Raw genomic sequence first — 12,511 nt, forward strand, 5'->3', positions numbered from 1 at the left:
TAATCTTGCTCCTACAATAATGAATCCAAATCAAAGCTGGAACGTCGATTCAGATCCTTGCCGTATTTAATTAGAAAATTATCTGCTGTACGCCTGCCTTCGTCACGCAACATACATAGAAATGACCATTCAGCATTCAGTTTTGAAGAATAACCCAACTCCACCATTTTACTGCTGGCAATGCGATGGATACGCATTTTAGCCCAACGGGCACATTCACCTTTTAATGTATCAACAACCTGTCTAAGTACTGCTATCATCCGTAGCTCTTTAATTAATGTTGCATTAAAAGCCACCTCATTAATGCGATTGAGAATCTCAGGTGCACTTTTAGGAATACCGGTACGCTCAATAGGATTGATCTGCACTAACACCGTGTCACTTGATTCACACTCCTGGATCAGTGGTGTAATGGTTGGATTCCCTGAAAAGCCACCATCCCAATACGCTTCACCATCAATTTCAATCGCTTGAAACAAAGTAGGCATACAGGCTGAAGCAAGCAATACCTCTGGTGTTATTTCGCCATTTCTGAATATTTTTCCTTTTCCAGTTCTCACATTGGTTACGGTAATAAACAGTTTTATCGGTGCCTCTGCAAGCTCCTCAAAATTAATACTTTCCAGTAAAATTGAACGTAAGGGATGAAAAGCGATGGGATTCAGATCATAGGGTGAAAGAAGACGTGAAATAAAATTAAAAGCAATGAACCAAGGTGAATAATTTAGAGTCCATCTCCCAGACAGAATATCCAGGAAGCTACGTTGAAAAGGACTGAACAGAGCAGCCCGAGAAACACGCCGCCAAAACTCTTCCAGCGCAGCCCTTGCACCTTCAGCTCCATTATTAATATAACCACTAACAAGAACAGCAGCATTCATGGAGCCCGCTGAAGTGCCTGAAATTCCTTCGATGCGTAATCGAGGCTCTTCAAGCAAACGATCTAAAACGCCCCAGGTATAAGCGCCATGAGCACCTCCACCCTGTAACGCCAAATCAATAAGCACCTGTTTCCTATGTGAGAGCGTATTTTTCTTTGATCTATTGGGCATGAAGTCTAATATCCATTTATGACTTTATAAGATATTAGCCTATTTTTTATGCCTTGTGGTTAATTTCTCTAATGAACTAACTCTAGGTTCTGTATATGACATATTTTGTCATACACAGAGAATTTTTGTACAAAATGCTTCTCTGATCACAAAAAGTTCTGTATAGTTAATTTACTGTCAAATTTTGTTGCTAAACATCGATGTGTCCTGAACCCCTGAATGTATTAATTATTATTTCCTCTCATATTATCGGCTGAAAAGCCGAACTCTACTTCTTATCTATATTTTTACCATTTTTTTCAAACCACTTAAGGTGACCTGAAAACTCTGCAAGCAGATGTTGGAAAGCTACCAATGATTCCATAACCGCTTTAGCAATTTTTTAGAGACTCCTTTATTAACGAGGTTGCTTATGTTCAGGCTTAAAAACAGTCATCTTCCCTTTTTGATGTGGCTTTTGCCGTTGCTCTTCTTCACTTACCAATTCATCCTGCGTCTATGGCCTGGCTTGATGATGGAGCAATTTTCAATTGGAGCCAGTCAATTTGGTGTTCTCGCTGCACTTTATTACTATGGTTATTCCGGAATGCAAATTCCGATTGCGGTTATGCTTGAGCGTTTTAATGCACGCTATATTGTTTTTATTTTTGCAGTTCTCTGCGGCCTGGCAAGTCTTCTTTTTAGTTATACCAACAATTGGTACCTTGCTTGTCTAAGCCGCTTATTGATAGGAGTTGGGTCTGCCGCAGGCTTTCTTACTGTCTCGAAAGTAATTTCAGAATGGTTCCCTCAGAATCAATACTCAAAAATGATTGGTTTTTCATTTACTCTCGGTCTTCTTGGCGCAATTTATGGAGGGAAACCAATTAGCCTTCTTGTTACTCATTATGATTGGCAAACAGTAGCTCTCACATTATCTCTTATTGCGATCATGCTTGGCGCTGCGGCCTATTCTTTCTTACGCTCACCGAAATCCGAAACTCAAACTACAGAAAATGTTGAGCAATTTAAATTAACTTATTTCAAATCTCTATTAAGCATGCCGACTATATGGTTACTAGCCTTTGCCAATTTCTTGATGGTTGGTTCCCTTGAAGGATTTGCTGATGTTTGGGGTGTTCCTTATTTAATGACCGCTTTTAGCATCGAGAAAACCAATGCTGCTGAGCTCATTTCCTTCATTTTTGTTGGTATGTTATTTGGAGGACCCCTGCTTGCTTTTTTAAGCAAAAAATTTGGCAACTATTGGGTACTTGGCTTTTGTGGTTCAGGTATGGCGATGGTTTTCTTATTTTTATTATCGAGTCACCAATACAATTGGTACTTGTTAGCTGCTTTATTCCTTACAATAGGCATCCTGTGCTGTTATCAGGTCATTGTATTTGCTGCGGGTGCTGATTTGGTGCATTCAAAGTTACGTGGAGTCACCATTGCCTTCCTTAACTGCATTAATATGCTTGGAGGATCTTTCTTCCATACAAAAATAGGACATGCAATGGATGCCTCCTGGATGGGAAACTTTAACTCTGAGGGGGTAAGACTATATACTCTGGAATCGTTTAAGGCTTCTTTAGGAATAATACCCCATTGTGCCCTGCTGGGTAGTTTGATGATGGGTTTAATCGGCTTGAGCTTATATTATCGACGCGACATATATCACCTGCAGAAATTATGAGGTGTTAACAGAGACTGGAATACGAGCATCCCTCGTATTCTATTCTTTCCTGGTTTAGGAAAATTACCGTTAGCTAATTTTTTGACTATATTAATTTTATACTTTTACGCTTTTACGCTTTGGAGCTTGTATGGGAAAAGTGCTTGTGATTGGAGAATCACACCTGGATCTTGTCGCCGAGATAGTTTGCCTTGACCTGCTGGCAAGAAATGAAGAGTCATACAATCTGACTGCCATTGCAGTAGAGCTTCCTGAAACGCTTGTTACCTTGGAAAACAGCATTAAGCATTTAGAACAATCAATTCAGGATTATTCCACTTTTTTCTCCCAACTTAGTATTCAAAGAGATGCCCTACATAATGAAGATGCCTTAACCAAAATTGAGTTCCTAACCCAGCAAATAAAGCAACAACAAATTAAACTTCTGATGCTAAAGGAAATAAAAAACCATAAAGTTAACTATTATTCTATTGATAAACGCAGTCCTACTGTATCAGCCCCTGATTCAGAAACTGTTTCTTCGATAATGACCGACCCCGAAAGAGACGATATTATGGCTAACAATCTTGCCAAAATAGCCAGAAACAATGATGGCATAACAATCGCAATTGTCGGCTTGGCTCATCTTGAAAAATTAAGTCAAAAATTAAAAAACAGCCTCACAGAAGAAGAGTTTAAGCAATTTTTCTTCTTACATTGCTTTAGTAATTTTTCCTACCAAGAAGAAAATCGAGCAAAACTGTTAATGTCAGCTCCGCCTTTTACAACCTCCTGGAAAGATAATAATGATATTTATCATATTGATGCCAGGGATAAAACCAGAAAATTATTGACTCAATCAATCCTCTCCCTGGTTGATGGCCAATCAATGGTTGATTTTTCATCCCCTAAAAAATTAAGAATCCCGCAGGAAAGTTTCTATTTTAGCACGCCAGCCCATTTGTCTAAATTGTTTCAAGTCTTAAGTAAAACACCAGATTACTCTTTCACGCCAGAGTTTTACGATAATTACCTGTTTGAAGACTATTACAAAGCGATTTCTGAAGAATATGACGAAGAATCTGTTGAAGATAAGCTGCAGCAATTCATTAATAAAATTGATTCAGCTCATCCTGCTGCTGATCCGAAGTTAAATCATTTACTTAGAGCAGTTGCCTTAAAGCAATTACATAATTTAAATCCGGAGTCGGGAGATTTAGAGCAGCTTCGTAACTCCTTGAATTATTTAGAAAAACTCCTTGAAAAAGCTCCCAACTTTCGAATTTCAGAAAATTTTGCCGACATCAATAAAATCGCAAAATCCATGCTGTCCATTATTGTAAATTGTAAAAATAATAAAGAAGACCTCAAGACAGGGTTGGAAAAAATTAATAATCTTATTGAAAATTACCAAAATATAATTTCAAAAATAGTCGTTGAGCTAAATCAGGTAAGCCCTGAGGCAAGTCTGCAGCTGAATAAAGAATCAAAAAAATTAACGCATTTCCAACGTATTTTACCCTTGTTAATGAATAATATACCGGACATCAACCTCTTAAACTTAAATCTGACATTGACTCTACTTAATCCAGTAGAAAACCACTTCTCTTCCGAACAAGCTAAAAAGGATTATTTTGAAAGCATTCGCTACTTTTGCAGAGCGATGATTAAAATCCATAAGCTACCTTCGGAAATGTCTTCAGAAAACGAACATGAGTTTATTATTTATAATTTGAAAAAAGCAGGCGAATTGGGGTTTTCATTAGCTCATGTTGAGCTTGGTGATTATTATAAACAGCAAGGCGATTTTATAAACGCATTTGGAAACTATATAGATGCAGCAATTAATAATGCCAGTATAGCCTATGGCCGTCTTACTACCTTGCTCGCAGAGAATAAGAAGCCTGCGCCTTTAGATTATTTCATGCTATCAATACTTTCTGTTCTGGTCGAAAAAGGTAAAAAAGTTCATAATAATTTTGATATTGATTCTAAACAGCACGACTTTTTAGAAACGCGGATGGAGGAAATTAACAATCGCTTACTACGTCAGTTAAGTCGAAGTATATTCAATACTGCTTTCATTACTACAAAGTCAGAAAAGCTAAACTCTTCATTTTCCTTATTATCGATATTGAGTAATCAGTCTCTTTCCCGAAACCCTCTTAATGTTGATATTGATGTACAAATTAAAGGCTTGGAAGCAGGACTAAGCCTGCTGCTAGGGAAAGAAGCCTGGGAATTACTAGGGTATCAAAATAATCAAAGCAATATTCAACTACTATTAAAGGAATATGTAGCAATAGCTCAACTTTGGTTCAACATCCTGAATAAATTCCAAACCCCTGATGAACAACTTTTAGCGCTATCAGTCGGCTTAACCGATTATCTTTCAGAATCTACTTTGCCTTATAATAATACCCTAAGACAAACCTTGGGTTTAGTGATAGAACAAATAGACAGGATGATTTTGGGTGAACGTATCGCTGCCGTGACTAAAGAAATTGATGCCATAAAAACAGGTCAAAGTTTAGTTAGCATAGACGATATTCAACCCCCAAAAACGCTAATACAACCTTAACATTAAGCAAGCGAATACAAACTTAGTTCATCTTGATTACAGTTAAAATATTCAGTAATTTTAGCTGCAGTGACTTTTCCCAGACTGTCAGGCTGCCATTGTGGCGATTTATCCTTATCAACCAGTAAAGCCCTGATTCCTTCATAAAAATCAGAATCTTGCATAAATTGATTGACCAGACAATAGTCCATCTTGATACATTCTGCCATCGGCATCAATTTAGCCTTTTGCAGCTGTGTCAGCGTCACCTTAAGGCTTAAAGGGGCTTTTTGCTCTAAATCAGTAAGAACACGTGCTGCCCACTCCCCCCCTTTTTCTCTTAATGCTTTAAAAATGTCTTCTACCGTATCTTTGGAAAAACAAGAATCAATAGAGGGTTTCATTCCCATAATAGTTGTATCTTGCACAGCTAACGCAAATTCATCCAGGCAAGCATCCACCCGCTCGTGAGCAGCAGATGACAAATCTGTATTAATCAACGTTTCCAGAACTGTCTCTAAATACTCAGAAGGCACTACCTGTTTGATTAATCCCAAAGCATAGGCATCCTGCGCATTAAGGCGGTTACCCGTTAATCCCAAATAAATACCAGTATACCCTGGACAACGGGACAGTAAATAACTTGCGCCAATGTCTGGGAAAAATCCGATACCTGTTTCAGGCATCGCAAAAACAAAGCGTTCACCAGCAACCGGATGGGAACCATGCAGGGAAATTCCAACACCCCCTCCCATGGTCATCCCGTTCATTAAAGAAATATAAGGCTTCTTAAATTGGTGAATATAATGATTTAAACGATACTCATGCCAGAAAAATTGCATTTGCTCAGGATTTTTTGCAAGACCTGCCTCATACAACCAACGAACATCCCCTCCAGCGCAAAACGCCTTCTCTCCCTGTCCTTGAATCACTACAGCATGAATGTCCACATCATCATTCCACTCAATCAATTGCTGTTGTAATGCCTTAATCATTGCCAGATTTAAGGCATTGAGCGCTTGCGGACGATTCAACGTTACCAGACCAATATGTTTCTCCCGGGAAAAAATTATTTCTGCAGTCATCCGCTTACTCCCCCTTAAATTCGGCCTGCCGTTTGGCAAGAAATGCCCCAACACCCTCCTGCTTGTCTTCAGAAGCGCATACTTTGGCAAAATGCACTGCTTCCAGATGCAAGGCATCGGTCAGCGACATGTCATAACCTCGATCAATCACTTCCATTACACTGGCCACTGCCAAAGGCCCCATTGACAAAATGGTGGTCAAAATACGCTTACCCTGCTCCAGTAATGCATCCTGTTCTACAACTTCACTGACCAGGCCCCAGCTTAAAGCTGTCTCAGCATTAATAAAACGACCGGTTAAACATAAATCCATAGCACGCCCTTTGCCAATTAACCTGGCTAAACGCTGCGTACCGCCATAACCAGGGATAACCCCCAATTTAACTTCAGGTTGTCCAAATTGTGCTGTTTTAGATGCGATGCGCAAGGTGGCAGAAATAGCTAATTCACAGCCGCCACCAAAGGCAAAACCATTTACAGCAGCCAAAGAAGGTTTACCCAAGGTTTCCAGCTGTCTGAATACAGCCTGGCCTTCACAAGCAAATTGATAACCCGTATGAGCGTTACATTCTGCCAGACGAGAAATATCAGCGCCAGCACAAAAGGCTTTTCCTGAGCCAGTGAGAAGCAGTCCCTTGACTTTCGGATTGTCCTTAGCCGAGGTAACTATTTCTGAAAGGGCGTATAAGACGTCGTGACTTAAAGCATTTAACTTTTCCGGACGGTTTAATGTAAGCGTTAATATGCCATTCGCATCCAGCTCTTTTTCGATTAAATTCATGCAAAACTCCTGTTAATACGCATTCCTAAAATGCGGTGTTAATCAATTAAAAAATCCTCATCCAATGTGGCCTTGGCAATAATCTCCCGCATAATTTCATTAGAACCCTCAAGGATCTGATGGACTCTGAGATCGCGAAAAATACGCTCAATTTGATAATCATGCAAATATCCATAGCCACCATGCAACTGCATGGCTTTATCGCTGATGCGAAAAGCGACATCCGTTGCCAATCGTTTAGCCATAGCACAATACATGGGAGCATGTGGATCTTTTTTATCCAGAGCATCAGCAGCACGATAAACCATTAAACGTGCAGCTTCAAAGTCAGTTAGCATATCCGCAAAATAAAAACGTAAGGCTTGCATCTGCGTTAATGGCTTGCCAAACTGCTTCCGCTCATGCATATAGCGTTGAGTTAACCGCAAACAGGCTGCCGCCCCACCCAAAGAGCAGGCGGCAATATTCACACGACCTCCGTTAAGCGCACTTAGGGCAATTTTAAATCCCATGCCTTCTTCCCCTACACGATTGGCAATGGGGACGCGACAATTCTCAAAATAGACCATACAGGTAGGTTGATTACACCATCCTAATTTTTTTTCCAACTTTCCAAAACTCAAACCTGGCGCATCTTTCTCAACCAATATGCAAGAAATGCCATTATGCGATTCATCTCCTGTCCTGACCATGCACAAATAAACGTCACTCACGCTACCACCTGAAATAAAGGCTTTTGCACCATTCAGGACATAATAATCACCCTCTCTTTGAGCACGGGTTTTTAAAGATGCTGCATCTGATCCTGATTCAGGCTCAGTCAGACAATAACTTGCAAACGCTTCCATAGAAGTTAAGCGGTGCCCCCAGGCCTTACGTAAAGACTCACTGGCATAACGGTCAACCAAAGAGACAACCATGTTATGAATGGAAAGATAGGCGCTGGTGGTCACACAACCGGTGGCCAGTTGTTCAAAAATAAGTGCCGCATCCAAACGCTTCAGATTGGAGCCACCAATATCTTCGCCAGACACAATACCAGCCATCCCCAAACTTGCCGCCTCTCGTAAGATATCCATAGGGAAATAACTATTCTCATCCCAGGACGCTGCATTGGGAGCCAGCTTGTTGCGTGCAAATTCTGCAGCCATATCTCGAAAAGCATGATGCTCTTCACTGAACTTAAAATCCATAGCTTTCCTTTCTCCTTGGGTAATAGCCTTATCATAAAACAAAACATTTATGCGGGCATAATAAAAAATGCTATCATGACAAACTTTGGTGTCCTTGAAATAAAAAAGAACAATCACATGGAACCCAGTGGACAATTTGAACAAAACAAACCAGCACTCCAGATATTAAAAGATTATTTTGGTTTTGATGCTTTTCGTCCTCCCCAGGAAGAAATAATTAATGATTTAATCAATGGCAGTGATCTGTTGGTACTGATGCCTACAGGCGGGGGGAAATCGCTTTGTTATCAGATACCCGCGTTAGTCCGCAAGGGGGTAGCTATTGTGGTGTCTCCCCTGATTGCACTAATGGAAGATCAGGTGACTGCCCTGAAATTACAGGGAATTCAAGCAGCTTATTACAACTCTTCCTTAAGCAGTGACGAAGCAAGGCAAGTGCTCGCAAGGCTCCATAATAACGAACTGGACCTGCTCTACATAGCTCCCGAACGTTTAATGAGTTCTTCTTTTTTAGAGCGCCTTTATGACTGTACTCTTTCGCTATTCGCTATTGATGAAGCCCACTGCATTTCTCAATGGGGGCATGATTTCCGACCCGAATATGCCACATTAGGGGCATTAAAAACCCATTTTCCTCAGGTGCCAATCATCGCTCTTACAGCAACCGCTGATCAACAAACTCGCCAGGATATAATTAAAAAGCTAAACTACAACCCCAAACAGTTTATTGCCTCATTCAATCGACCTAATATTCATTACAGTGTTATTACTAAAAATAACCCCTTCAGACAACTCAACCAGTTTTTGGAAACGCAATCTCAACAATCAGGAATCATCTATTGCGGCACACGCAAGGAGGTAGAACGCCTGGCCGCTAAATTACAGGAACAAACAATCAAAGCCAGAGCCTACCATGCAGGACTTTGCTATGAAGAACGCCGCCAAGTACAAACCCTTTTTCGTCATGACCGTATTGATATTGTTGTCGCCACACTGGCTTTTGGCATGGGAATTGATAAATCCAATGTACGTTTTATCGTTCATTATGATGTTCCCAAGAATATTGAAAGCTATTATCAGGAAACCGGCAGAGCGGGTCGTGACGGTTTGCCGGCTCTCGCTTTACTTCTCTATGATCCGGCCGACAGCGCCAAATTACGTGGCCGGATAGCCACCATTGCCAATGAAAATCAGCAACGGGTAGAAACCAGTAAATTAAATCATATGCTGGCCTTTGCCGAGGCAACCTATTGCCGTCGCCAGATTTTACTGCGTTATTTCGATGAGTTTAATGATAAACCCTGTAATAATTGTGATGTTTGCGATAACCCCCCTGAAACAATTGATGCAACAGAAGACGCCCAAAAATTACTATCCTGTATCTACAGGCTACGTCAAAGTTATGGTATGAATTACACAATTGAGGTACTGCGCGGTAGTTCAGCAGAAAAAATTCAACAAGCAGGCCATCATCAATTAAGTACCTTTGGTATTGGCAAAGACAAACCAGCAAACTACTGGAAACAATTAGCCTGGCAATTAATTCATCGTAATTACTGTTATCAGGATATTGGCAGCTACAATGTTCTTCGCTTAGCGCCAAAGGCTGCAGCTCTATTAAAGGGCGAGGAGAAGGTATTTCTTTCATTACCAAGGATTACCGTAAAAGACAAGGTTGGCAAAAATAAATACAACAATCTGACCGCAGAAGAAAACTCATTGTTTGAGGTATTACGCACCCTGCGACGGAAACTGGCCGAAGAGGAAAATAAGCCTCCCTTTATGATCTTTAGCGACACCACCTTGCATCAAATGGTAAGTGAAAGACCACAAACGTTGGACGAATTATTAAATATTTCCGGCGTTGGTCAACACAAACTCAATCTTTACGGTTGGCATTTTTTAACAGCACTTCGCAAATATCCTGAGTTTGTGTAAATTATGAACATTCCGTTGTTTAATGAGCGTGACAACCTATTTTCAATTGCACCTGGTAATATTTATTTTGATTGCCTTCTATAAACCCACGCGTCTGCATGACCTCATACCAATCCAATTTACCATGAATCTTGGCAGCTTGAGCAATCGCATTATTGATTGCTTCTTCAATACCTTCTTCTGAAGTACCTACTAACTCAACTACCTGATAAACTCGATTACTCATTCTTCACTCCTTGAATGGATACAAATTCCTTAGTCAGAATTAGTCTAGACGAATTACAAGCAATTTGACACTGACAATTTAATAATTACCATGAATTCAATATAACTGTTTAAACAACAGTCACCTCTGTTCTATTGATATTCAATGAGCGCTTTCATTTTTTAGGCATCCAATATTCACAAACACACCCTTTGCATAACACCACAATCACACAGGCTGAAGATAAGCCATGAAATCAACTTCTTCAGTGCTTGAGCGGCTTTAGTTCCCCCAGCATTGTTGGTATTAATTCCGTCACAGTCGGGTGAATATGCACTGCATTTTGAATCACCGTATAAGGCTTTTTTGCATACATCACGTCCAAAATGGAATGAATAATTTCATCCCCACCCACACCTAAAACTGCTGCACCCAAAATGAGTTTACTTTCCTCATCCACAAGGACTTTTATGAATCCTTGGGTTTCACCCTTAATAACCGCTCGCTTTACTTGTGTCATTGCTCGCTTACCTATCAATGCTGGTTTTACCGAGTCAAGCGCTTGAGCTTCCGTCATACCAGCTCTCCCTAATGGTGGGTCAATAAACAAACCATAAGTCAGAATCCGATCACTGACTCGACGGGATTGGTTACCGATTAAATTGGCCGCAACTATTTCATAATCATTATAGGAGGTATGCGTAAAGGCACCTTTTCCGTTGCATTCGCCCAATGCCCATATATGGCCAATGTTCGTTTGCAGGTAGTCATCTACTTTTATGAAATGATTTTTGTCCACTTCTATACCCGCTTTATCCAAACCCAAATCATCTGTATTGGCGATACGGCCAATAGCAAATAACAGATGGGAACCAGAGATGATTTTTTCTGAGTCGGTGCAATCAAGTCGAACTACGATTTCATCATTTTGTTTATCAAGCTCTATGCATTCTGCATTTAAGCGGATATCAACTCCTTCAGACTGTAAGATTTCTTTAACGGCTTCAGATATATCTGCATCTTCTCGCGAGATTAGCTTTGACGCTTTCTCAATCACAGTAACTTTTGCACCAAAACGACGATACATTTGAGCAAATTCAAGGCCGATATAACTACCGCCGATGATGATTAAGTGCTGGGGCACGAAATCTACTTCCATGATGCTGGAATTCGTAAAGTAATGTATTTTTTCAAGTCCCGGAATGCTCGGTACAACAGCCCGTGCCCCAACATTGATGAATATTTTTTCACCCTCCAATAACTCATCACCAACACGTATTATATGTGGATTTTCAAAACGGGCATGGCCTTTGTATACATGACAGTTGGGGGTATTTTCCAGCCAATCTTCAAGCCCTTTTGAAGCTTTATCAACAATCGCATCCTTGCGAGCTTTCACTCTTTTCATGTCAACGGTTATGGAACCTTGAGCCATAACGCCAAATTCCTGAGCTTCTCTTGTAAGATGTGCCACTTTTGCACTGGCAATGAGCGTTTTGCTAGGGATACAACCATTATTGACACACGTTCCGCCAAATAGCTTTCTCTCGATAATGGCAACTTTCTTTCCCATGTTCGCGAATTGTACTGCAAGGGAGGGTCCAGCTTGCCCTGCACCAATCACAATCACGTCAAATTTATTTGTCATAAGTATTCCTTCCCCAGTTTCATAATTCCCTCTCATTTGGTGATTTTTTTCGTTATATGTAATGGCCCGCAAACGAAAACCCCATAGACTGCAAACAGCGCATAAAACTGGCCCAGATTAAATGCGAATGAGATTTTCGGCTCTGTTGCAAAAATATTTTTAAACCAGGAACGGCGTTATTTTGGGCGAGTTTATGCCGCGAGTCCATAGAACTGTGCAAAAATAGCTTGATTAGCGGATCCTTTATGTTGTGCTTTCCTGAGCATGTGGTGCAGTTCGATCCCCGCTAATGTCGCCTCTGCAAAGTAAAGCGCTTTAAATTCCTTCATGGGTTTTGTGATTTTCTTCACAAATCGATGGTCTTGCTCCACAATATTATTTAGGATCCCCATACG

At 40.5% G+C, this 12,511-nt stretch carries 9 protein-coding genes and 1 pseudogene; 3 read left to right on the plus strand and 7 right to left on the minus strand.

Annotated elements, in window-relative coordinates; all coding sequences use genetic code 11:
- Positions 1-11: 11 nt before the first annotated feature.
- On the minus strand, positions 12-1,052 hold the full coding sequence (locus E1O65_RS05165) for a patatin-like phospholipase family protein (protein ID WP_133132532.1): 1,041 nt from the start codon (positions 1,050-1,052) through the stop codon (positions 12-14).
- Between the two features lie 412 nt (positions 1,053-1,464).
- Between E1O65_RS05165 and E1O65_RS05170 the strand changes: the two genes are divergently transcribed.
- Both E1O65_RS05170 and E1O65_RS05175 read left to right on the plus strand, forming a co-directional pair.
- Complete coding sequence (locus E1O65_RS05170; protein WP_133132533.1) at positions 1,465-2,727, plus strand: MFS transporter; 1,263 nt, start codon at positions 1,465-1,467, stop codon at positions 2,725-2,727.
- 130 nt (positions 2,728-2,857) lie between these two features.
- Positions 2,858-5,287, plus strand: coding sequence for a hypothetical protein (locus E1O65_RS05175; RefSeq protein ID WP_133132534.1), 2,430 nt, complete (start codon positions 2,858-2,860; stop codon positions 5,285-5,287).
- 2 nt (positions 5,288-5,289) lie between these two features.
- On the opposite strand, the gene E1O65_RS05180 is transcribed toward E1O65_RS05175, so the two are convergent.
- Genes E1O65_RS05180 through E1O65_RS05190 form a run of 3 tightly spaced genes read right to left on the minus strand, consistent with a single transcriptional unit; the run spans position 5,290 to position 8,325 of the window.
- Entirely contained in the window at positions 5,290-6,351 is a 1,062-nt protein-coding gene (locus E1O65_RS05180) for an enoyl-CoA hydratase/isomerase family protein (protein WP_133132535.1), read from the minus strand.
- A gap of 4 nt (positions 6,352-6,355) precedes the next feature.
- Positions 6,356-7,132, minus strand: a complete 777-nt coding sequence (locus E1O65_RS05185; protein ID WP_133132536.1) for an enoyl-CoA hydratase-related protein — start codon at positions 7,130-7,132, stop codon at positions 6,356-6,358.
- A gap of 38 nt (positions 7,133-7,170) precedes the next feature.
- Positions 7,171-8,325 (minus strand): acyl-CoA dehydrogenase family protein, encoded by a 1,155-nt coding sequence (locus tag E1O65_RS05190; RefSeq protein WP_133132537.1) that lies wholly within the window; start codon positions 8,323-8,325, stop codon positions 7,171-7,173.
- Positions 8,326-8,442: 117 nt separating this feature from the next.
- On the opposite strand from E1O65_RS05190, the gene recQ reads away from it, so the two are divergent.
- Positions 8,443-10,263, plus strand: a complete 1,821-nt coding sequence (gene recQ, locus E1O65_RS05195) for a DNA helicase RecQ (RefSeq protein WP_133132538.1) — start codon at positions 8,443-8,445, stop codon at positions 10,261-10,263.
- A 19-nt stretch (positions 10,264-10,282) separates the two neighbouring features.
- Here the strand turns inward: recQ and E1O65_RS05200 are convergent, their stop codons facing one another.
- The 3 genes and pseudogenes from E1O65_RS05200 to E1O65_RS05210 all read right to left on the minus strand — a co-directional run.
- Positions 10,283-10,489, minus strand: a complete 207-nt coding sequence (locus E1O65_RS05200) for a dodecin (RefSeq protein WP_133132539.1) — start codon at positions 10,487-10,489, stop codon at positions 10,283-10,285.
- A 244-nt stretch (positions 10,490-10,733) separates the two neighbouring features.
- A complete protein-coding gene (locus tag E1O65_RS05205) occupies positions 10,734-12,116 on the minus strand; it encodes an FAD-containing oxidoreductase (RefSeq protein ID WP_133132540.1) in 1,383 nt (460 codons plus the stop codon).
- Between the two features lie 191 nt (positions 12,117-12,307).
- Positions 12,308-12,511 (minus strand): annotated as a pseudogene (locus tag E1O65_RS05210) (DDE-type integrase/transposase/recombinase); the annotation flags it as partial.

The sequence above is a fragment of the Legionella sp. W10-070 genome (assembly GCF_900640175.1).
Lineage (GTDB): Bacteria > Pseudomonadota > Gammaproteobacteria > Legionellales > Legionellaceae > Tatlockia.